The sequence below is a fragment of the Novosphingobium sp. fls2-241-R2A-195 genome (assembly GCF_030209485.1).
GTDB classification, from domain to species: domain Bacteria; phylum Pseudomonadota; class Alphaproteobacteria; order Sphingomonadales; family Sphingomonadaceae; genus Novosphingobium; species Novosphingobium resinovorum.
In genome coordinates this window covers 43,258-63,530 of sequence record NZ_JARVRY010000021.1, presented here as the reverse complement: position 1 = coordinate 63,530, position 20,273 = coordinate 43,258, and the positions used below count along the sequence as shown (strand labels likewise).

The 20,273-nt window shown below is 66.5% G+C and carries 19 protein-coding genes; 5 read left to right on the top strand and 14 right to left on the bottom strand.

The genetic code is table 11. From position 1 onward, the window contains the following. The first annotated feature begins 31 nt into the window (after positions 1–31). Positions 32–436: a MerR family transcriptional regulator gene (locus QRN25_RS15490; RefSeq protein WP_271181388.1), complete on the top strand. Its 405-nt coding sequence runs from the start codon at positions 32–34 to the stop codon at positions 434–436. Positions 437–450: 14 nt separating this feature from the next. On the opposite strand, the gene arsH is transcribed toward QRN25_RS15490, so the two are convergent. The 8 genes from arsH to QRN25_RS15450 form a co-directional block, all read right to left on the bottom strand. Continuing rightward, the gene (arsH, locus tag QRN25_RS15485; RefSeq protein WP_271181387.1) at positions 451–1,200 is read right to left on the bottom strand and encodes an arsenical resistance protein ArsH; all 750 of its coding nucleotides are present in this window, start codon (positions 1,198–1,200) and stop codon (positions 451–453) included. Then, the gene (locus tag QRN25_RS15480) at positions 1,197–1,799 is read right to left on the bottom strand and encodes an aquaporin (protein ID WP_271181386.1); all 603 of its coding nucleotides are present in this window, start codon (positions 1,797–1,799) and stop codon (positions 1,197–1,199) included. Before QRN25_RS15480 ends, arsH begins: the two co-directional genes overlap by 4 nt. Beyond that, positions 1,796–2,227 (bottom strand): arsenate reductase (glutaredoxin), encoded by a 432-nt coding sequence (arsC, locus tag QRN25_RS15475; protein WP_271181385.1) that lies wholly within the window; start codon positions 2,225–2,227, stop codon positions 1,796–1,798. The genes QRN25_RS15480 and arsC overlap by 4 nt, the downstream gene beginning before the upstream one ends. An 11-nt stretch (positions 2,228–2,238) precedes the next feature. Then, positions 2,239–2,568 (bottom strand): ArsR/SmtB family transcription factor, encoded by a 330-nt coding sequence (locus QRN25_RS15470; RefSeq protein WP_271181384.1) that lies wholly within the window; start codon positions 2,566–2,568, stop codon positions 2,239–2,241. A 263-nt stretch (positions 2,569–2,831) separates the two neighbouring features. After that, positions 2,832–3,602: an SDR family oxidoreductase gene (locus tag QRN25_RS15465; protein WP_271181383.1), complete on the bottom strand. Its 771-nt coding sequence runs from the start codon at positions 3,600–3,602 to the stop codon at positions 2,832–2,834. Further along, positions 3,599–5,209, bottom strand: a complete 1,611-nt coding sequence (locus QRN25_RS15460; protein ID WP_271181382.1) for a GMC oxidoreductase — start codon at positions 5,207–5,209, stop codon at positions 3,599–3,601. The genes QRN25_RS15465 and QRN25_RS15460 overlap by 4 nt, the downstream gene beginning before the upstream one ends. Then, positions 5,209–7,260 (bottom strand): acyltransferase family protein, encoded by a 2,052-nt coding sequence (locus tag QRN25_RS15455; protein ID WP_271181381.1) that lies wholly within the window; start codon positions 7,258–7,260, stop codon positions 5,209–5,211. The genes QRN25_RS15460 and QRN25_RS15455 overlap by 1 nt, the downstream gene beginning before the upstream one ends. 131 nt (positions 7,261–7,391) lie before the next feature. Continuing rightward, complete coding sequence (locus tag QRN25_RS15450; protein ID WP_271181380.1) at positions 7,392–8,540, bottom strand: cell wall hydrolase; 1,149 nt, start codon at positions 8,538–8,540, stop codon at positions 7,392–7,394. A 197-nt stretch (positions 8,541–8,737) separates the two neighbouring features. Between QRN25_RS15450 and QRN25_RS15445 the strand changes: the two genes are divergently transcribed. Beyond that, positions 8,738–10,105, top strand: a complete 1,368-nt coding sequence (locus QRN25_RS15445; RefSeq protein WP_285020189.1) for a glycosyltransferase — start codon at positions 8,738–8,740, stop codon at positions 10,103–10,105. 71 nt (positions 10,106–10,176) lie between these two features. Here QRN25_RS15445 and QRN25_RS15440 read toward each other — a convergent pair whose 3' ends face one another. From QRN25_RS15440 to QRN25_RS15420, 5 genes are read right to left on the bottom strand one after another with little or no spacing between them, the layout of a single operon-like run. Continuing rightward, a complete protein-coding gene (locus QRN25_RS15440) occupies positions 10,177–11,142 on the bottom strand; it encodes a phytanoyl-CoA dioxygenase family protein (protein WP_271181378.1) in 966 nt (321 codons plus the stop codon). Positions 11,143–11,164: 22 nt separating this feature from the next. Continuing rightward, the gene (locus tag QRN25_RS15435) at positions 11,165–11,935 is read right to left on the bottom strand and encodes a P-loop NTPase family protein (protein ID WP_271181377.1); all 771 of its coding nucleotides are present in this window, start codon (positions 11,933–11,935) and stop codon (positions 11,165–11,167) included. 27 nt (positions 11,936–11,962) lie between these two features. After that, positions 11,963–13,489, bottom strand: coding sequence for a GumC family protein (locus tag QRN25_RS15430; protein WP_271181376.1), 1,527 nt, complete (start codon positions 13,487–13,489; stop codon positions 11,963–11,965). Next, the gene (locus QRN25_RS15425; protein WP_271181375.1) at positions 13,486–14,640 is read right to left on the bottom strand and encodes a putative outer membrane beta-barrel protein; all 1,155 of its coding nucleotides are present in this window, start codon (positions 14,638–14,640) and stop codon (positions 13,486–13,488) included. The genes QRN25_RS15430 and QRN25_RS15425 overlap by 4 nt, the downstream gene beginning before the upstream one ends. Then, positions 14,637–15,353: a polysaccharide biosynthesis/export family protein gene (locus tag QRN25_RS15420; RefSeq protein ID WP_285020188.1), complete on the bottom strand. Its 717-nt coding sequence runs from the start codon at positions 15,351–15,353 to the stop codon at positions 14,637–14,639. The genes QRN25_RS15425 and QRN25_RS15420 overlap by 4 nt, the downstream gene beginning before the upstream one ends. A 198-nt stretch (positions 15,354–15,551) precedes the next feature. On the opposite strand from QRN25_RS15420, the gene QRN25_RS15415 reads away from it, so the two are divergent. After that, positions 15,552–16,499 (top strand): WecB/TagA/CpsF family glycosyltransferase, encoded by a 948-nt coding sequence (locus QRN25_RS15415; RefSeq protein WP_271181373.1) that lies wholly within the window; start codon positions 15,552–15,554, stop codon positions 16,497–16,499. 149 nt (positions 16,500–16,648) lie between these two features. Here the strand turns inward: QRN25_RS15415 and QRN25_RS15410 are convergent, their stop codons facing one another. Then, positions 16,649–17,869 (bottom strand): glycosyltransferase, encoded by a 1,221-nt coding sequence (locus tag QRN25_RS15410; protein ID WP_285020186.1) that lies wholly within the window; start codon positions 17,867–17,869, stop codon positions 16,649–16,651. A gap of 266 nt (positions 17,870–18,135) precedes the next feature. On the opposite strand from QRN25_RS15410, the gene QRN25_RS15405 reads away from it, so the two are divergent. Both QRN25_RS15405 and QRN25_RS15400 read left to right on the top strand, forming a co-directional pair. Further along, positions 18,136–19,320, top strand: coding sequence for a glycosyltransferase family 2 protein (locus QRN25_RS15405; RefSeq protein ID WP_271181371.1), 1,185 nt, complete (start codon positions 18,136–18,138; stop codon positions 19,318–19,320). Further along, complete coding sequence (locus QRN25_RS15400; protein WP_285020185.1) at positions 19,293–20,243, top strand: glycosyltransferase family 2 protein; 951 nt, start codon at positions 19,293–19,295, stop codon at positions 20,241–20,243. The genes QRN25_RS15405 and QRN25_RS15400 overlap by 28 nt, the downstream gene beginning before the upstream one ends. Positions 20,244–20,273: the final 30 nt, after the last annotated feature.

The following is a 20,273-nucleotide window of genomic DNA, read 5'->3' as shown; positions in this document are numbered from 1 at the left end:
TAGGCCCTGTAGCGACTACAGGGTCAAGGGCATGGCATTCACGATTGGCGATATGGGCAAGGCGACGGCCACCAAGATCGAGACGATCCGATATTATGAGAAGATCGGCCTGCTACCCAAGCCAGCGCGGACGACGAGCAACTACCGGGACTATGGGCAGGCCGAACTTGGCCGCCTTTCCTTCATCCGCCGTGCCCGCGACCTTGGGTTTTCGCTCGATCAGGTTCGCGCGCTGCTGGGCATTTCGGGCGATCGCAGCGGCGATTGCGCCGGTATCGATCGGATCGCCAGGGAGCACCTGCTGGAAGTGGATCGCAAACTGGCCGACCTTACCGCCCTTCGCAAAGAGCTTAAGGCGGTGATCGATTCCTGCGATGGCGGCATCGTTGCTGACTGCCGCATCATCGAAGCACTTGGTCCTGTTCCTCCAGCCTGAGGTGCCCGAAGCGTTCAGTCGCTGTCGCCCAGCGCTGCATTGGCACGGGTGGCTGAAGGATCAACCTTTGTCCTCATAGACTTCCGCTCCGAATAACGGTCGACCAGCTGGATCGCGTGCGGGCGCGTCAGCACGGTGATCCGCACCAGTTCCTCCATCACGTCGACGATCCTGTCATAATAGCTGGATGGCTTCATGCGCCCCGTCTCGTCGAACTCCTTGTAGGCCATGGCGACCGACGACTGGTTGGGGATCGTGAACATGCGCATCCATCGCCCGAGAAGGCGCAGCGTGTTGACGGCATTGAACGACTGCGAACCACCGGACACCTGCATCACGGCGAGGGTGCGCCCCTGCGTGGGGCGCATGCCCTTCATCTCCAGTGGCAGATGGTCGATCTGCGTCTTCATGATGCCGCTGATCTGGCCGTGCCGCTCGGGGCTGCACCACACCTGTCCCTCTGACCACATCGACAGTTCGCGCAGTTCATGGACGGCAGGGTGGTCGTCTCCCGCCACCTGGTCAGGTAGCGGCAGGTCGGATGGATCGAAGATGCGCGTCTCTGCACCGAAGAACCGGAGCAGCCGCGCTGCCTCCTCGACCGCTAACCGCGAGAAGGATCGTTCCCGCAGCGAGCCGTAGAGCAGCAGGATACGTGGCGGGGGCCGGTCGTTACCAAGACCGAGCGCCGGACGCGCGATGGCATAGGCGGGATCGAGAGCCGGAAGATTGTCCGGGTCAGGCAGGGCGCGGACGCGGCTCATGCAGGTTCCTTCTGTAGTGATGCCGGGAAGATGATCCCGCTGGCAATATGGGCAGCGAGCCCGCCGATGATCTGCGCGGCGATGAAGGCTGGCACGCAGGACGGGGCGATCCCTGCGAAGCTATCGCTCAGCGATCGGGCGACGCTGACGGGCACGCTGTCCGGGCGCAGCCGTACCGTCCCTGCGATCGTCAGGATTAAACCGAAGGTGGCTACTGCCTCGCCTGCCCATTGGCCAAGACCGTAGCGCACTTTATCGGAAAGCTGGAGCACCGGCACATCGAACATAAGGTGCGCCAGCCACACGCCCATGATGCCGCCCGCTAGCTGGGCCGCGCCATAGGCCAGCGCCGCATCGGTACGGATCTGACCGCGAAGACGCATGACCAGTGTGACGACCGGGTTCATGTGGGCGCCCGACACCGGCCCGAGCATCGTGATCAGCACGAACAGGATCGCGCCGGTCGCCAGCGTGTTGCCCAACAGCGCGATGGCCTCGTTCCCGTCAGCGAGACGCTCCGCCATGATCCCCGAACCGACGACGTTCGCGAACAATAGTAGGCTGCCCAACGCCTCGGCAAGGATGGCGCGGTAGTTCACTGAGGGTGGATGCGATTGCCGGCCGCGTCTACGACCTGCTCGCCGCCCTCCTTGGCAAAGGCGCCGCGCTGCGCATCGGGCAGGATGTCCAGCACGGCTTCGGACGGGCGACACATTTTCACACCCAGCGGCGTCACCACCAGCGGCCGGTTGATGAGGATAGGGTGCTCCATCATCGCGTCGATAAGTGCCGTGTCGGACAGTGCCGGATCGGCGAGTCCGAGGTCGGCAAAGGGGGTGCCCTTCTCGCGCAGCAGGTCGCGGGGGGTCATGCCGGCGCGGTCGATCATATCGACAAGTAATGCGCGGACCGGAGGCGTCTTCAAATACTCGACGATGTGAGGCTCGACACCGGAGTTCCGGATGAGGGCGAGCGTGTTGCGTGACGTCCCGCAAGTGGGGTTGTGGTAGATGATTATGTCGGTCACGGGGTGATCCTTCAGCAGCACGTGAGTTCGGCTAGCAGCGGCTCGCACAGATCGGCGCGACCACCGCAGCAGTCCTTTGCGAGAAACAGTATAAGACCGCGCAACGCGTCGATGCTGACACGCTGGATCTGCTGGCGTCCGCGCTTTTCGGGAACGACCAACCCGGCCTTCACCAGGACCGCCAAATGGGTGGAGAATGTGCTCTGGCTTAAACCGCTTGCTTCGACGAGTTGCCCAGTTGAAAGGCCGTCGGGCTCATGCTGGACTAGCAACCTGAAGGTCGACAAGCGGGTCGGGTGCGCGAGGGCGGTGAGGATCGAAAGGGCTGCGTCCGTTTGCATCTATCGGATTTATCCGATGCAATTCGGGCGGTCAACAACCCATCGGACAAATCCGATGATTTTATGGCAGCTATCTGCGTTTGCAGGTCGCTAAGCCGCTGTTGGTCAATCATGGACATCTAAAGTGGAATAGCCGACCCGGGCGTTTCCGCGCACAAAGAAATGGCTGTTGAATGACTGGCTCTGGCTCCCTCTCCCGTGAAGCCGCGTATATCCCCCGGTTTGTTTAGAAACCGTCGATCCACGACGGGATCGAGTTCAGGTCAGGCGGCGCTGAGTACCCTCGGCGTGGGCGCCGCGCGCATCATCAGGCGGTTGAAAACTCGGCGCTTGAGCGATTGCTGTTCGAGAACCTCGTTGTTGCGCTCCCATAGCGTGCCGTTCAGCGAAGGATCGCTCGACAGTGCGAGTTGCGCGCCCCAGCGGGCGGCGTCGGCGGGGTGGATGCCGTCGGGCAGGCCCATCGCGGTCCGCAGGGCGCCGGGGATCCAGTCGCTGATGACGATCTCCGGGAAGCGGCCCTCCAGATCCGCGACCAGCGCGCGGGTGAAGATTCGTGCCGCACCTTTGGATACGGAATAGGCGCTGCTTGCGGCGATCGGGGCGAGGTCGGCGAAGCTGGTGACGTTGACGATGCGGCCGCTGCCCCGGTTCACCATGTCCTCCAGCGCCAGGCGGCTGCAGGCGACCATGCCGCCCAGGTTTATCGCCATGGTCTGCATGAAGCTTTCGGGCGTCTCGTCGAGGAAGTCGCGGCGCGGGTAGGCGGCGGCGTTGTTGATGAGGATCGCGACCGGGCCGAGGCGGCGGATCGTGGCGAAGGCCGCGCGCAGGGCTTCGTAGTCCGACACGTCGCAGGCGATGGGGTGGAATGCCCCGGCGACCGGGCACAGCTTCGAGGTGGCCGACAGGTCGGTCTCGTCGCGGCCGAGACCGGCGACGGTGCAGCCGCGCGCGACGAGTTCCAGCGCCAGCGCGCGGCCCAAACCCTTGCCCGCGCCGGTGACCATCGCCAGCTTTGCGGCCCCGCTCATGACAGGACGCTCACGGCTAGAGGCTCATGGCGCGATGCCTTCGGAGCCGCCAAGATTGCGTCGCCGACCCTCAGCGCGTTGGCGGCGATCGTCAGGCTGGGATTGACGCCCATCGAGGTGGGCATGAACGAGGCATCGGCTACCCACAGGTTGCGGATGCCGTGGACGCGGCAGTCGGCATCGACGACGGATCTGGCGGGGTCTGTCCCCATGCGCAGGCTCCCACAGGGATGGCCGAAGTTCAGTTCCGGCTGGTAGGTCAGGAACAGCGTGCGCCGCAATCCCAGCGAAGTGCGGATCAGCTTGCGGAACCGCTTGCGGCGCTGGTGGAGTTCGGGGCTGAACCGGTAGTCGATCAGGATGCCGCCGGGACGCTCCGGGTCTGGCATGACGCGGTTCTCGGCGTAGGGCATGTCTTCCAGCAGGCCGACGAAGACCTTGGCCTGGCCCAGCGCCCGCGCGGCGACCTTGGCCGGTATGCGCGCCATCTGGCTGGCGCCGGGCAGGCGACGCAGTGGGCTGCGCTGGATCTTGCCCCGCAGGTAATTGAGGATCTCGCCCTCGCCCGCGTCGAGGCCCATCGCCTGCACCATGCCGAAGCGGTGCCCTTCGGCGTGATAGAGGTCGCGAAAGCCGATGGACTTGGCCGCTTCGGCATAGCCTTCGCCGCGCCGGGGCCAGAGTGCGAACATCTCGTTGAGGTGGAACATCAGGTATCGTCCGACCTGCCCGTGGGCGTTGCCGCACCCTTCGGGCCACTCGGCGCAGCGCGAGGCCAGGAGGATACGCGGCGAGGAAAGGGCGCCGGCCGCAAGCACGACATGGTCGGCGGTGAATTCGAGCGTTTCTCCGTCCCGGCGGACGACGACATTGGTGATACGGGGGCCGTCACCCCGCAGCTCCGTGACTTCGCAGCGCTCGGCAACCGCGGCGCGGCCGGTCGCGAGGGCGGGCTCGACACCCGCCGATCGTCCGTCGAGCTTGCATGGGCGCGGGCACTTGCGGCCCAGGCACGACCCGCAGCCCTCTACCCCGCGCATGGCGCTGTGCAACTGGTAGGGGTGGAGGCCGGAGCGCCGCATGCCCTCCATGAGCCGGGCGTCGCCCTCGCACATCGCCGGGCCAGCGGAGAGGTTGGGCGTCGGGTGGTTGGCAAGCGGATCGGGCTGGCCCCGGACCTCGAACAGGGCCTGTGCCTGGTCGAACCAGGGAAGCATCGTGTCGAAGCCGACCGGCCATCCGTCTGTCGGGTGCGGACGCTCGGCGCTGTCGTCGAGGTCGTGTGCCTCGGGCCGTTCCAGCGTCGCGGCGTAGAACACCGAGGATCCGCCGACGGCGGCGCCGATCGCGGGATGGAAGCGACGTTCCTGCCCTTCGATGCGCGCACGCGCGGTATCGGGCCATGATCCGCGTATGAGCCGCGCTTCGGGGTCGTGGACGTCGTCGCCCGCCATGTGGTTCTGCTCGGTGCGGTAGCCGGAGCGACCCTTTTCGATGAACAGGACCGAGAGGCCGCGTTCTGCTAGGCGGCGGCCGATGGTGCCGCCGCCGATGCCGGTGCCGATGACGATGACGTCCCAGCGGCGGGAGGCAAGGTCGCCGGTCATCATGGCCGTGCCGCGGCTATGTTCGTGGCGCCGGAGCCCGACATGAAGGGGATGAACAGGTCGCGCAGGCGAACCGAGCCCTCGTAGGTCATGTGGTTGTTATCGAAGTAGAGCGAGGCGCCTTGCACCATGCCGCTGCAGCTGTCGCGGCAGAGCCTTGGCCACGGGTCGATCAGACGGACCTGCCGATCGGCGACGAGCTGGCCGATCGACACCTCCGCCAGCCGGTTGCGGTCGCGCAAGGCGGGCATCCGCACGCTGGCGAGCACCCGGGCCTGGTCTGGGGTCAGCCGCCCGTAAGCGAGGTCGCGGGCGACGCGGACGCTGTCGAACTGCGGCATTTCCGGCACCTGGCGCAGCAGGTAGACCTCATGGCCTTCGCCCTTAAGTTCCGCGACCGTGAGCTTCAGCGCGGCGCCGAACAGAGCCGATTGCGAGACGCCGCGCGGCAAGCCCGAGCCCGTCTCGGGGGAGAGGGTGATGAGGTTGTGGGCGTCGCGGCCGACCCCCTTGCCGTCGGCGTAGTAGGCCCATCGTCCGACCAGCAGCAGGCGGCGAATGCTCGGATATTGCCGGATCGCCGCGCGGATACGCCGGTTGTCGTCGGCGCAGGTACGGTCCTGGTCGGGCGTCGCGGCGCTTTCGTGCTTGGCGAGGCCGAAGAGCGGCGGGCATCCGGCGTGCCAGATGATCATGCCCGGTCGCCCCGCCTCGCGGGCGGCCATGGCGAGGCCATCCATTTGCGCACGCAAGTGGCTGTCGCCCCAGATCAGGAATTCGGGCCGGCCGTCGGGACCGATCGCGCATGTCCTGATTCCGGCGAGGGGACCGTCCTCCGGCCGGCGGCAGCGGCTGGTGTCCTGCAGGAAGCCGGCCGACGCCGCGATGTAGACTTGCGTATCGCGCGAGAAACGGTCTGGCAGGCCATCGGCGAGGAACGTGGCCGCTCCCACCGAGAGGGTGGCGCAGGCGGCCACGGCGGCGCTGCTCAGCAGCACGGGCGCAGTGATCCGGCGGTTGCGGCGGAAGGGCTGCTCGACGAAGCGCCAGCTCAGCGCCGCGACCACGAATACCAGCGCCAGCCATCCGGCGGTTTCCAGCGGCGAGGCATAGTGCCCGCGCCAGTAGCGCGAGAAGATCAGAAGCGGCCAGTGCCAGAGGTAGAGCGAGTAGGAGATCAGCCCGATGAAGACCATGGCAGGGTGCGAAAGCACGGCGCCCGGATTGCCCCTGTCCCCCTTCGCGCCTGCCAGCAGCGCGGCGCTGCCTGCCACCGGGAGCATGGCCTGCCAGCCGGGAAAGCTCGCGTTCCTGATCAGCAGGAAGGACGCGGCCAGCAGCAGGAACCCTGCGCTTGCCAGCACCGCCTGCAGGCGCGGGGTCAGGGCGGCATCGCGCAGCCAGATCGCCAGCAGCACGCCGGAGAGCATCTCCCAGGCGCGGAAGGGGAAGAGGTAAAAGGTCATCACCGGATAACCGGCGGTCAGGGCCACGCAGGCGAGCAGCGATCCGGCCCAGACTGCGATCAGGATACCCAGGATCACCTTCGGGCCGACCCGCGCCAGCGCGAGTGCGCTCAGCAGCAGCGGCAGGAAGAGGTAGAACTGCTCTTCCACGGAAAGCGACCAGGTATGCAGCAGCACCCGGCTGTCGGCGCCGAAGTCGAAATAGCCCGCCTCGCGGTAGAACAGGACGTTGGACATCCACAGGCTGGAGGCGATCAGTTCCTTGCCGAAGTTGCGGAACTCATAGGGCAGGAGGACAAACCAGCCGATCACCGCACAGGCGGCGCCCATCGCGAAGAACGCAGGCGCCAGGCGGCGAATGCGTCGCAGGTAGAACTGGCCGAGATCGATCCTGCCCGCCTCCAGCAATTCGGACCAGAGCATCCCGCCGATCAGGAAGCCGGAGATGACGAAGAACACGTCGACACCGACGAAGCCCGCCTTCAGGCCCGGCACCGCGAAATGATAGAGCACCACCGCCAGCACCGCGATGGCGCGCAGTCCGTCTATCTCCCGGCGATAGGGTGCATGCTGCGGTGCCGGCACGTCGCGTTTCCTTCCGTTGCCGTCCGGCCGCAACCGGGGGCGCAATCCCCTGAAAGTCTAAGTCGAGGCCGACCCCCGCGAAATTCGGCAAAGGGCGGTAGAATTTTTCGGAACGGGGCATGCCCGGAATGTCAGATGCAATGTCCCTGCCCTTCGGACGCGAAGCGGGTGCAGTCCCAACGCAAGTTCTCCGGCGCGGCGGCGGTGCTGCGGCGCTCGAAGATGAAGGAAATGGCGTCGATCGAACTGCCGGGCATCGGCAGGGCGCGGGGCGTGCGGGAGGCGTCGGTCCAGCCGATGAAGCGGCACCGGCTCACTCCGGCGCAGCGCTGTTCGGCAAGGGCGCGGAAGCTGGCGGGCGTGCCGCCTGCGGGCAGGGTCACGAGGAAGATGTTCGGCGGCGGTGCGACAGCGACATTGCTGATCTCCGTCCTCGGTGCGGCTGGCGCCGCCGCCGCGGCGGCAGGCTGTCCGGACGGAATGATCGGCAGGAACTGCAACTGCGGCGCTTCTGCGCTTTCGCTCGTGCCTGCGGTTAATCCGCGATGCGCTTCCGAGATACGTGAAAGCATCGGAATGTCCGGCTCGCTGCCGGTGTGGCGCATCTCGAACACCTGGGTGCCGCGCCAGCGGTAGAACAGGTGGGTGCGCACGACCGCTACCTTGTCCATCGAGCGGTCCCAGGCCGGGCTGACCCAGTCGGTGTGGTAATGCGTGGCAAGGCCGACGGTCGGATCGACCTGTCCGAGCAGCATTTCGGTGGCGACGCGGCGGGCCGCCTGCCATGCTTCCGCCGACGGCGTGCGGCGCAGCATCGAGCCGTCGCAGGTGAAGGTGAACTGGCAGCCGGTGCGCCGCTCCGAACCCTGGAACACCACGCCGCAGACGCTGGCCGGGAATGCGCGGTGGCGCACCCGGTTGAGCACGACTTGCGCGACCGCGCGCTGGTCGGCGATGCCCAGACCCGCCTCGTAATAGTCCGCAGCGGCGAGGCAGTCGGTGGCCCGTGCCAGGTCCGGCGGCGCGGCGCGCAGGTAGAAGGGCTGGGCTGCGACGAGGACGCCCCTCGCCAGCGGCACGCCGGCGTTGAATGCGCGGGCCAGCTGCGACTGCGGATCGGCAGGGGGCAGCAGTACATCCTCCGGCGCGTCGAAAGCCCCACGCACGATCGGCGGCGCGGTGAATTTGGGCAACGGGCTGGCGACGGGGCGCTGGGCTGGAACGGTCGCGATCGCGACGAGGGCCAGACATGCGCCGAGCCCTGTTCTGACCCGGCGCATGACCGTCCTCCCATGCCCCGCTGGCGGCTGCTCGCGGTTCCGATGCTTGCCCGGCAATCTGGAACGAAGGGCGGCAAATGCCGACAAGACGGGTCTCCCGCAGTGACAGCGATTCATCCCACGGCGCGCGTTCAAGCGGCATCCGGGGGATCATGCTCCCGGGGATCCCTCCGTCGATTTCCCAAGCAAAACCCGGAATGCCGCGCGCCTGCCTCAGCGCGCATAATGCGGCGATTATGGAGATCACCGGAACCGCCGCCGAACCGCTCGCCTTCAGGCATGAATCGGGGACCGCGTGGTCCGGCATTGTACGCCAGGCCAGACCCGTCCGGTCGCGGGGCGCGATCGCCTATCTCAGCAACGTCTACCCCAAGATCAGCCACAGCTTCATCCAGACCGAGATCGCGGCACTGGAGCGGCAGGGGTTCGAAATCCACCGCTTCACCGTGCGTCGGGCGGGTGAAACTCCTGCCGATACGGCCGAGCGCGCGGAGGCGGGCCGCACCACGGCGCTGCTGGAAGATCGTGGCGCTCTTGCGTCTGCGACGCTGGCTTGTCTGGCGCGGCAGCCGCTTGCCGCGCTGCGCGCGCTGCAGCTGGCGTGGCGGACGGGCGGGAGGGGCAACCGTATCCGGGCGTTGGCCTACTTCGCCGAGGCCGCGCTGCTGGCGCGGCGGCTGGAAGCAGCGGGGGTCTCGCACCTCCATGCCCATTTCGGCACGAACCCGGCGATGGTGGCACGTCTCGTGGCGCGGTTGGCGCCGGTTACCTACAGTTTCACCGCGCACGGACCGGATGAATTCGACGCACCGCGCGCCCTCGATCTGCCCGGCAAGATCGCCGAGGCGGCCTTTGTGGTCGGCGTCTCCAGCTTCGGACGCGGGCAGTTGATGCGCTGGTCGCATCCTGACCACTGGTCACGTATCCACGTCGTCCACTGTGCCCCGGACCCGGCGTTCTTCGCAGGGCTCTCGCAGGGTGGAGCCATGGTCGAGGATGAACGGGAGGGCGGGCCGGACGGAGAGGATACGCGCTTCGTCTGCGTCGCCCGTCTCAGCGCCCAGAAGGGGCTGCCGCTGCTGCTGGAAGCCTTCGCCCGCGTCGCCGTGCGGCGCCCGATCCGGCTCGACCTTATCGGCGGGGGAGAAGACGAGGCGATCATCGCGGCCCAGATCGCGCGGCTGGGAATGCGCGAGGTCGTCACTCTGCATGGCTGGGCGAGCCCGCAAACGATCCGCGGTGCGCTGCGTAGGGCGCGGGCGCTGGTGCTGCCCAGCTTCGCCGAGGGGCTTCCTGTCGTGCTGATGGAGGCCATGGCGCTGCGCCGCCCGGTGATCGCCACGGCCATTGCCGGGATACCGGAACTGGTCGACGGGGATGTCGGCTGGCTGGTGCCCTCCGGCTCGGTGGATGCTATCGAGGGTGCGCTCGACGCTGCGCTCGATGCCTGGCCGGAGGAACTGGAGGCAATGGGAGAGCGTGCCCGAGCCCGCGTTCTCGACCGGCATGATCCCGAGCGTTGTGCGGGCCGGATGGTCGATCTGTTGGTACCGCTGGTGCGCTGAGGTCGTTTGCAGATACGCCGCAGGGCGAATGTCCCCGGACGGCATCTCGGTCGTCCGGGGAGGGTGGCGGATCAGACGCTCGCGGGCGGGATCATTCGCATCACCGGGGAGAGCCGGCGGCGCCACAGGGCGGCGCGGCGCTGGCGGTCGGGCAGGCCCTCGATCATCTGCAGTGCCTCGGAGCGGTCTATGCCGCTGCGCTCGCACAGGAAGGGGTGGCGAGGCGGGTTCGCGAAGTAGCTGTAGAACAGGGCTGCCCGGTCACGCCCGGTGGCGGGTTTGCCGCGATGGAAGAAGCGTGCGGTGTCGCAGAAGACCACGGTGCCCTTGAGCCCGGTGCAACTCACCACGTCGTCGGCATAGTCCGGTCCGAGCCGTGCCTTGAGCAGCGGGTCTTCGCCGAATTCGTAGTGGTAACCGTCTATATCGCTGCGCACCGTGTCCTGCCGGGCGATGCACTGGAACGGGCCGCCTTCCTCATCGACGTCATGGAGGTAGATCGCGACCTTGAGCATGCGCCGGTCTTCGCGGTCGCGATGCCACTTGCGGGTGGCGATTTCCAGCCCGTCGGCCACGGTGTAGTTAATCGCCACCCCGTCGTATGCCACGGGTAGACCGATGTAGCTCTCTACGATGTCGAGCAGGCGCTCATGAAGGCCCAACCGGTAGATGTCCGGGTTGCGGACGATCTGGAGGGGGGGGACTATGATGAATTGTCTCCCGTCCCGGGCCAGTGCCCGAGCCTCGGGGGCGAAGTGGCTCGACAGTTGCCATGCCGCGTCGACCACTTCGGCGGCGCCGTGGATACGCAGGGCATCGAGCGTGGTGACGCATACGCCCTTGCGGTTGAGCTGTGCGACTACGTCGTTGCCGATTGCGTCGAGGTCCGGCAGCCTGTGGGCATGCCGGGTCACGGCGGCGCGGTGCCGCTTGCCGAGCCACAGCCGCACCCGCCTTTCGTTGAGTACCGCGAGCGCCGCCTGCGAGGGCAGATCGCGCAGCCATCTGGCGCGCCCTTTCAGCTTCAGGATCGTCATAGCATCCTCCGGTATGTGTGGGTCAGGCCTGTCTGGCTCCACTTTTGTAGTACCCGTAATCCACCCGGCGTGCGGTCGGCGAGATGGACCGGTTGAGCACGGTGCCGACGATGGGCGTCGGACTGACGGTTCGGGCGACGTCCTGAAGCGCTGCCCGCGCGGTCCTGCCCTCTTCCGCGACGATCAGGATACCGTCGACGTTGCGCGCGATCAGCGCTAGGTCGTCGCTGAGGATCGCGGGCGGGGTATCGACGAGGCAGATCGTGCCGTCCTCGATCGAATGCCGGTTGTGCAACGCCAGTGCCAGCGCATTGGAGGCGAGGAGCGCTTCGGCGTCGGCACGCGCGCGGCGCACCCGATGGACGGTGAGGTCCAGTCCCTCGATGCGCGCCTGCGTGGCGCTCCAGGGGCACTCCCCGGCAAGATAGTCCTCGACCCCGGCATAGTCGTCCGGCAAGCCCAGCCGGTTGCCCATCGCGGGACGGCGCAAGTCCAGTTCGACCAGGACGGTTGGGTGAATCCTGGCCATTGCCATGGCGAGATTGGCGGTGATGTGGGTCTTGCCGTTGCCGGGCTCGGCCGAGGTTACCGCGAAGACGCGGGAACCGGTGGCGCGGGCATGGTCGAGCAACGCCGAGCGGATCATCGTGAACTGCCGCAGTTCGTTACTGGGCGGTGCAAGCCCGACTATGTGATTCTCTGAAAGGTGCCCGGCATCGGGTGCGAAGGTGATGCCGGCGACGGCGGGGACTTCGATGCCGCCCTGCGGAATGAATGGCACTTCAGCGTTCATGGGCCTGCTCCGGGTTCTGTCTGGCGACTATGCTGGCGAATGGGCTGGCGAGTAGCTCGGCGCACTGCGCGCCCGGCCCGGCAGCCAGCGTGCGAGCCTGTCGAGGAAGTTGGGATCTCGGCTTGTCGGTATGGCACCGAACAAGGGCGCACGAACCGCATGGCGCAGGCTTTCGGTGCCGTGGATCGTACCGGTCAGTATCTCGCGCGCGATGATGAGCGCCAGGCCGAGGCCGAAGCCGGCAGCGAGGCCCATCAACATGACCATCCATGCGTTTCGGCCCAGCGGGTGCAGCGGCAGGTTGGGCGGGTCGACGACGGTGAAGCGTTCGCCCTTGTCCTCCGATTGGAGATTGGCGGCGACTTGCGCGTCGAGCTGCTTTTCCCGCAGGGAATCGTACTGACGCTTGATGTTGTCGTATTCGCGTTCGATCGTACTGAGTTCGTAGGCCGACTGCGGCGCCTGGGCGACGCGGTGATCGATATCGGACATCGTCCGCACGAGTTCGGCGCGACGGGAGGCAAGGGTGGAGATGCGTTCGCGGCCTGCGGCGATCTCGGCCTCGATCAGCGTCTCACCGCGACCCGGTTCCTGCGCGATCAGGCTTCGCTGACGCTGCACTTCCGCGCGGGCGGCGACGACGTCGGGGAAGCGTTCCGAATGCGTGGAAAGCAGTGCGGACAGGCGCTCTTCCGCGCGCTGGAGCCCTTCGACGCCGGGTGGGGTCCGTTCCAGTTCCTGCTGACGCGCGGCGAGCAGGCTGGACTGCTGGATCAGCCCCTGAGTCTCGGCGTCGGTGCGAGAAATCTCGGCGCGCATCGCCGAGCTGGACTGCGAACTCAGCGCGACATCGGTGGGCAGCGAGCCGGCATAACGGGCCTCTACGCTGCGGCGCTTCTCGGCAAGGTCGCGCAGCTGGCGACGCAACTCGTCGGAGCGCTTGGCGAGGAAGGCAGCGGTGCCGGTGGCCTGTTCGGTGCGGAAGCGCTTGTCTTCGACGAGGAACATCTGGGTCAACTGCTCGGTCACCGCCTGCGCGCCGCGAGGATCGCGATAGTCGAACGAGAGGTTGAAGGCGATCGTGCCGCCGCGACCCCGCGTCGGATCCGCAGCGACGAGGTTCACGCCGACTTTCGTACGCATGATTTCGAGCAACCTGGGATAGTCCATCACCGCCCGCTCCCGCTGATAGAGCCGGTTCTGCTCGATCAGCCTGGTCAGGCTTTCGCGGCTGACGACCTGCTGGCGAATCTTGGCGATCCGCTCGTCCGCCACGTCCGTCAGCGGCGAGGAAATCAGGCTGGGCGGGATTCGCGGGGAATCGATCAGTAGCGTCGTGGAGGAACGGTAGACCGGCTCGTGCGTGGCGACCGAGGCTGCGGCAGCAACGCCGCCAAGCAGGGTCGGCGCGATCAGCCAGCGCCAGCGGCGGCGCAGCATCGCAAGGATCTCGACCGGATAGATGCCGAGGGGATCGGCATTGGCAGGGTCTGATCCGGGCGCCGCAGTGGGCGAAGACGAGGGCGTCATGGGTGTCTGGCTGTTATTGTTCATCGGCTGGGTATCCGGAAAGTGACGCCGGCCCGGATGGTCCAGGAACTCTGCGTCTGGCTGGACAGGCCGGTGCGGCGGTCATAGTCCGCACCGACATGAAGGCGGAATCGGTCGTCGAGGCGATGCTCGTAAGTCGTGGAGAGGCTGACGATCTTCGCGTCCGATCCGAATGTGGGACTGGGAACGGAGCGATACTCGCCAAGGGCGCTCAAGGTGCCGCGTTCGCTTGTCTGGAAATCGAAAGTGGCGGTCAGCACTTTTTCGCGCTGGATGCCGCCGAAGCCGGTGACCGCCGGCCTGATCTGCCCCGCAAGACACACCCGCAAGCGTCGTGGATCGTAGCATAGCGATACCGAAGTCGCGAGTTGGAGCGGGGTCCGGTCGGTCGGCGCACCAGGCCCGCTTCGGGAAGTCCGGGACGCCCCCGCTTCAGCCTGTACGGACAAATGAGGAGCGACGCGCGTTCCAGCCTTGAGCACGAACAGAGCCGCATCCGAGCGTGATCCGTCGGATGCCTTGCTGAAGGTTGCCGAGCCTCCGAGGCCGATCCATGAAAAGGGCGACAACCGGCGTTCTGCGCCGAGATCGAAGTTGGCCGCATCGGTACGGCGCAGCAGTTGCGAGCCGCGCGGCGACAACCGGCTCCAGGCCCCCTCTCCGCTGATCGTCAGGTATTGGTCGGGGCGCCAGCGCAGGCTCTGCTTGAGTTCGTAGCGATCCTGGAGGCTTACCGGATCGATTGCGGCATCGATCGTGCCATTGGTGCCTTCGAGTGGCAGGAGGCGTTCGAAAGAGGCTTCGGTGCGAGCCGATAGGCGCTCGCTGCCACGGTGATCCAGCGCGAGCTTGCCATAACCCGTGACGAAATCGCCATAGCGCCGACTGTAGCGGCGGTATGCGATTCTGCCCTCGAGGTCGAGCGTGGTCCCGGCATCGACGCCGAGGGTCGCACCTGCCTGTGCGGAGACTTCCCCGCCCGAATTCATCTTGCGGTCGTCCGTGAGGAGGAACAGGTTGCGCCCCGTGAACCCCGTCATGTCGAACTCGATGTAGGGCGGCTGCTCCTGTGCGGCCGCATTGGCGGGAACAAGCCCCAGCGTCGGCGGGGCGACTGCCAGGAGGAGCAGGGTGCCACGATGTGCCGCCGTCACGGGATCAGCAGGACGTCGCCGCTCTGAAGCGTCGGCAGTGCCGTGCCAAGGGCACCGGAATTGAGCGAGCGGGCGCCTTTCAAAAGCTTGCTCAGCTTGATGCGCTCCACCACCTGACCGGCGCGGGTCTGGCGCAGGATCACCGCGCCTCCGGTGTCGGCGAAGTCGGCGGTGCCACCGGCCATGCTGAGTGCCTGAAGGATATTGGGCGCCGAGCGACTGGTATAGCTTCCAGGCGTCCGCACTTTGCCGAGTACGTAGAAACGCGTGCCGTCGGTCTCGCGCACGGTCACGGTCACGTCCGGCGGGCCGGCCGTGTAGTTGAGCGCGATGCGGCCGCGAATCTCGTCGGCGATGTCGGTGACGTTGCGCCCGTCGGCGCGGATCGTACCCGCCAACGGAAAGGCGAAAGTGCCGTCTGGCTGGACGAGAACCTGGCGCTGCATGCGCTCCTCTCCCCAGACGAAGACGTCGAGCTGGTCGCCCGCCCTCACCGTGTAACGCGAGGCCGAGGCGGCATCGGGCATGCTGGCGGCCGATTGCGCACCGGACACGACGGGCGCGATGGCCTGGGTGCCGGGAGTGGCGGCCCTGACCTGTGCCGAGACGGGATGGACCGCAAGGCCCATGGCGAGGAAGGAAACGGCCGCCGCAACGGTCCGGGTTGATCGGTGCGCAGCGCGCGACCGATAAGCGTCGTTCGATTGAAGCATGTCTACCCCCACAGTCGGCATGGAATGTCGATCTGCGGAAAAGGCTAACCTCGTGCGGTACTTGCCGAAAATTCTCCCATTGGAGGGCGTGCTTATCCGTGGGGAGAAACACGCATCGGCTCGTTTTGAACAGCCCTCCGGGATTTATGGAGAGGTTTTTCAGAACGAGGAATACGCCTCCCAGTTCGTCGGGCGCAGTTGCTGGAGAAGACCCCGGAACGGCGTGGCGGCATAATCGCGCACGGGGAGGTACGCTTTATGTCGCTTGAACACCTGAACCTTATCGGCCGCGAGATTTCGGCACCCGTGCTGGATCTGCCGCTGGATCTGCCGCTGCCGGTCATCGCCGACCTGAATGCCGGGCATCAGGCCGGCCATCGGGACGATGTCGAGTTCCTCGACCTCGATTTTACGCCGATCGACTTGCCGACAGCGATGAATGCAGTGTGCAAGCGGCCTCCCTCGGCGCCATTTACGTATATCGTCACGCCCAACGTCGACCATGTCGTGCGGTTGCTGCGGCGGCGCTCCGACTTGTGGCCGGCCTATCGTGATGCCTGGATGACCTTGTGCGACAGCCGTATCCTTGCGCGCCTGGCACGCGGCGACGGGCGCGAGTTGCCGGTGGTGACGGGCAGCGACCTGACGCTGCGCCTGTTCGAGGAGGGCATTGCCGCCGACGATGCCGTCGCGATCCTGGGCGGCAGCGACGCTACAGTGGCGCGCATCAGCGAACTCTACGGGCTGCGCAACGTGCGTCACTACAATCCGCCGATGGGCTTCATCAAGGATCCGCGCGAAGTGGCGCGAGCAGTACGCTTTCTTGTCGAGGCCAAGGCGCGATACTCATTCCTGGCGGTGGGTTCGCCGCAGCAGGAGATCATCGCGCGTCGCGTCGCCAAGGCGCGCGGCGGCCAGGGTATCGGCTTCTGCATCGGCGCCAGCCTCGAATTCCTCTCCGGCGAGCAGGAGCGCGCGCCGGCGGTGATCCAGCAAATGTCGATGGAGTGGGCCTTCCGGCTGTGCTCCAACCCCCAGCGGTTGTGGCGGCGCTATCTGATCGAGGGGCCGCAGATTTTCCGGATCCACCAGATGTGGCGTAGCAATAGGGCGCCGGCTCCGTTGCGAGCGCCGCTGCACGCATAACGAGCGGGGCAACCGTCCGCAGCCCGCCGATCGACCCTGGAGCAGTTTGCGCCTCGACGGCACGACTGCTCCAGTTTTCTTTGGTTTAAAACGTTTTCCGGGTCATCGGTGGTTCCACCTGATCGGACGTGCTCTGGTACGACAGGCGCTTATGGGATCAGCGCGCGCAGATGCGCCATCCTGCCTGCGAATTCCTGGCCGAAATCATGCCGGCGGGCGAAGGCGAGGCCGGATCGTGCGCTTTCGGCGATGGCGGGGCGATCAAGGTTCCACCGCCCGATCGCCTCTGCAAGCTGCTTCGTCGAGCCCAGCGGCACTGCGAGGCCGCCGCCCGATTCCCTGCTCAAACGGCACCACATGCGATTGCTGTAGCCAGCTATGGCAAGACCGCAGCCCATCGCTTCAAGGTAAGTGCATGAGGGGTCGGACTGTCGGTGGCAAGACAGGAATACATCGGCCTGAGTCCGGCTGAGCGGCACCAGCTTCGTCTTGAAATCGACGGGCGCATGCAGGCGGACCGCACCGTCGAATTCGCCGAGCCCATCGCGAATTTCCTGTTCGAGACTTCCCGCGCCGTAGATGTCCAGGGTCGCTGGTACGCCCATTGCCGCCAAGGCGCGCATCACGGGAAGCAGGTCCTGGCTACCCTTCATCGGCTCCAGGCGTCCCGAATGGATCAGTCGCAAAGGATATCCTGCCAGCAGCCGTTCATTGCGCACGGCCACTTCGGCCGGCGTCGCCATCATCTCCGGACCCATCCTGTTGTCGAAATAGAGATGCGCATCGTCTGCGAGCCGGGAATAGGCGCTGAAAGCCGGATACCCGTTGAACTGTGCACCGACGGCGGCCTTCAGCCGCGATCGCACCTGCCGTTCGTTGCGCAGGAGCCAGAGACTACTGCGCATCTTGCGCATTCCCGACACCTCGCGATCCAGCCAGAGGGTGCGTAACCGGGTCTCCAGCGTATATTCCACCCCCACCGCGTATGGGATACCGGCTGAGGCGATGCTCTGGCAGATGGCCGGGAAGCCCGGCATGTCGGCAGATACCAGCGCGATCGAGATTCCCGTCAGTGCAGCGGGCGGTACAGGTGCGCCCTTGCCCAGCACAACCATCTCGAAGTCGAGTTCATCGGGTCTGTAGACACGGCCGAAGGGGATGGTGTCGTCGCTTTCCCAGATTATGCAGCGGATTTTCCCACCCCAGTCTGCGACATGCGCGCGCATGCCTTCGACGAACTTGGTGTCCAGGCGATACCCATCCGCAGCTACCTGGACAGGCGCCGGAGCGCTGAGCAGCAAGGTAGCCGCGGCCGCCCCCCTTTGACCTGCAGTACCGGCGGCCGTGCAGGGCGGCATCGCGGCGTTCATGGCAGGAAAGGCGGGGCGCATTCTGTCGTCCACCTTCCTGACGATGCCGACAGACTTGGCCTGCGGCGTGAACGGAGCCCGATGTACATGCAGCAACTCTCCTTGGAAATTTCGCGAGACGCTTTGCGTCCAAGTCTATTGGGCGCCGCCGCCCGGTGTCGATCATGAGAACTTCCAAGGGAGTTTCAGGTCTGCCCGGGCCTTGGCTGCCCCCTTATCCTCTTGCCGGGTGAAGCTGGCGTCGCGGGGCGCAAGAGGGGAACCGGATGGACTTGCTGGTGCTTGCCGACCGCATCGTGCTGGGCTTCGCATGGTGGATGGCCGTGGCGGCCGGATTGCCGACGGCGATGCTTGCGCTCGAATGCGTCGTCGGCGCGCGGAGGCATGTTTCCGGCGAAGCCGGTGAGGCGCCGCCTTTTGTCGTCGTCATGCCCGCCCACGACGAAGCGGCCGGAATCGACACGAGCGTGCGCGCGGCGCTGGGGTTGCTGCGCGATGGGGACGAACTGCTGGTCGTCGCGGACAACTGCACCGATGATACGGCCGCAAGGGCGCGGGCTCTGGGCGCGACGGTCATCGAAAGGTCCAATCCGCACTTGCGCGGAAAGGGCCACGCGCTGGAATACGCCCGCGCCTTCATTGCCGACCATCTGCTGCGAGCGGAGGCGGTGCTGGTACTCGACGCCGATTGCCGCGCGATGCCCGGTTCCCTGCCTGCGTTGGCTGAGGCGGCGGTCCGGCGCGATGCGGCGGTGCAGGGAATCTTCCTGCTTGCCGCCCCGGATGATGCGGGCGCGGTCGTGCGGGTGTCCAGTTTCGCCTTCCTGATCAAGAACCTCGTGCGGCTTCAGGGGCTGGGGCGCCTGTCCGGAATGGCGCTGCTGCAGGGATCGGGCATGGCCTTCCCGCGCTCCATGTATCTCGAGATGCGCTGGCCGGGCGGGTCGCTGGTCGAGGATCTGGAAATGGGGCTCGACCTCCTGCTCGCAGGCCGGCGCGTGATCGTCGAGTCCGGCGCCCGCATCCTGAGCGCTACCAGCTCGGTCGAGGGCACCGGCAGCCAGCGCCGCCGATGGGAGCACGGCATGATGCAGACCGCCTGGCGCTATGTCCCCCGGCTGCTGGCGCGCGCGGTGCGAAGGCCCGCGCTTGCGATCGTCGCGCTGGACCTCATGATACCGCCAACCGTGCTGCTCGCGCTGTGCTCGGCACCCGCGCTGGGGATCGTGCTGGCACTGGCGGGACCAACCGCGCCGTTCCTCGCCCTGCTGGCGACCCAGACCGCAGCGGCGCTCGGGCTATCTCTGGCATGGTGGCTGCATGGGCGGGATACCCTGCCGCTGTCGTCCCTGCGCCTGCTGCCGGGCTACTTCGTCTGGAAGCTGCCGCTGATCGCCCAGTTCGTGACCCGCCGCGAGCGGGAATGGACCCGTACGGAGCGGCTGCCGTGACGCCGGTGGGCTTCGTCATTATCGGTCGCAACGAAGGCGGGCGCCTCGATTTGTGCATCGACAGCGTGACGCGGACCGGCCAGCGCGCCGTCTACGTCGATTCCGGCTCCACCGACGGTAGCGTGGCGCGCGTGAAGGCGCGGGGCCTGTCGGTGGTCGAACTCGATCCCGGGCAGCCGTTCACCGCTGCGCGGGCGCGGAATGCCGGGCTTGACTGGCATCTGGACAAGGACCCGCTGCTCGAATTCGTCCATTTCATCGATGGCGATTGCGAACTGATCCCTGGTTGGCTTGACAAGGCCCGCGCCGCATTTCTGGCCGACGATCAACTCGCCGCCGTTTGCGGTCGCCGGCGGGAGAGGGCACCGGACGCCAGCCTCTACAACCGATTGTGCGAGGCCGAGTGGAACACGCCCGTGGGCCTTGCCGAAAGCGTCGGCGGCGACGCACTGTTCCGCGTCGTCGCACTGCGCCAGGTAGACGGCTACGATGAGCATCTGATCGCCGGCGAGGAGCCCGACATGTGTTACCGCATGCGACGGCGTGGCTGGCTCATCCGCCGGATAGAGGGAGACATGACCATCCATGACGCGGCGATGATGCGCCTCGGCCAGTGGTGGCAGCGCAACCGCCGTAGTGGCTACGCCACCGCCGAGGCACTGGCGATGCGCGGCGCGCAAGATCTGCAAAAGGGGCGCGAACTGCGTCGCAAGGTGCTCAGCAATCTACTCTGGTCGCTCCCGCCGATGTGGCTGCTCTGGCCCGTGTTGTGGCTGCGCATCCGTGCGCGCAAGGATGCGCTTCAGGCGACTTGGCTGATCCTTGGCAAGCTGCCGCATCTGCAGGGGCAGATTGATTACTGGCGTCGTCGAAAGTCGCGTAGCGCCGCCGTTCGTCCTGCTCGTCTGATCGAGTATAAGTAATTCGCTCCCTAAAACACCCAAGTAAGCATC

Bases quoted from the DNA above. Each gene is read 5' to 3' on its own strand.
- QRN25_RS15445 (WP_285020189.1), top strand. From the start codon at position 8,738: ATGCCGCGCGCCTGCCTCAGCGCGCATAATGCGGCGATTATGGAGATC.
- QRN25_RS15430 (WP_271181376.1), bottom strand. From the start codon at position 13,489: ATGAACAATAACAGCCAGACACCCATGACGCCCTCGTCTTCGCCCACT.
- QRN25_RS15405 (WP_271181371.1), top strand. From the start codon at position 18,136: ATGGACTTGCTGGTGCTTGCCGACCGCATCGTGCTGGGCTTCGCATGG.
- QRN25_RS15490 (WP_271181388.1), top strand. From the start codon at position 32: ATGGCATTCACGATTGGCGATATGGGCAAGGCGACGGCCACCAAGATC.
- QRN25_RS15440 (WP_271181378.1), bottom strand. From the start codon at position 11,142: ATGACGATCCTGAAGCTGAAAGGGCGCGCCAGATGGCTGCGCGATCTG.
- QRN25_RS15420 (WP_285020188.1), bottom strand. From the start codon at position 15,353: ATGCTTCAATCGAACGACGCTTATCGGTCGCGCGCTGCGCACCGATCA.
- QRN25_RS15465 (WP_271181383.1), bottom strand. From the start codon at position 3,602: ATGAGCGGGGCCGCAAAGCTGGCGATGGTCACCGGCGCGGGCAAGGGT.
- QRN25_RS15400 (WP_285020185.1), top strand. From the start codon at position 19,293: ATGGACCCGTACGGAGCGGCTGCCGTGACGCCGGTGGGCTTCGTCATT.
- QRN25_RS15435 (WP_271181377.1), bottom strand. From the start codon at position 11,935: ATGAACGCTGAAGTGCCATTCATTCCGCAGGGCGGCATCGAAGTCCCC.
- QRN25_RS15470 (WP_271181384.1), bottom strand. From the start codon at position 2,568: ATGCAAACGGACGCAGCCCTTTCGATCCTCACCGCCCTCGCGCACCCG.
- arsH (WP_271181387.1), bottom strand. From the start codon at position 1,200: ATGAGCCGCGTCCGCGCCCTGCCTGACCCGGACAATCTTCCGGCTCTC.
- QRN25_RS15450 (WP_271181380.1), bottom strand. From the start codon at position 8,540: ATGCGCCGGGTCAGAACAGGGCTCGGCGCATGTCTGGCCCTCGTCGCG.
- QRN25_RS15460 (WP_271181382.1), bottom strand. From the start codon at position 5,209: ATGACCGGCGACCTTGCCTCCCGCCGCTGGGACGTCATCGTCATCGGC.
- QRN25_RS15410 (WP_285020186.1), bottom strand. From the start codon at position 17,869: ATGAACGCCGCGATGCCGCCCTGCACGGCCGCCGGTACTGCAGGTCAA.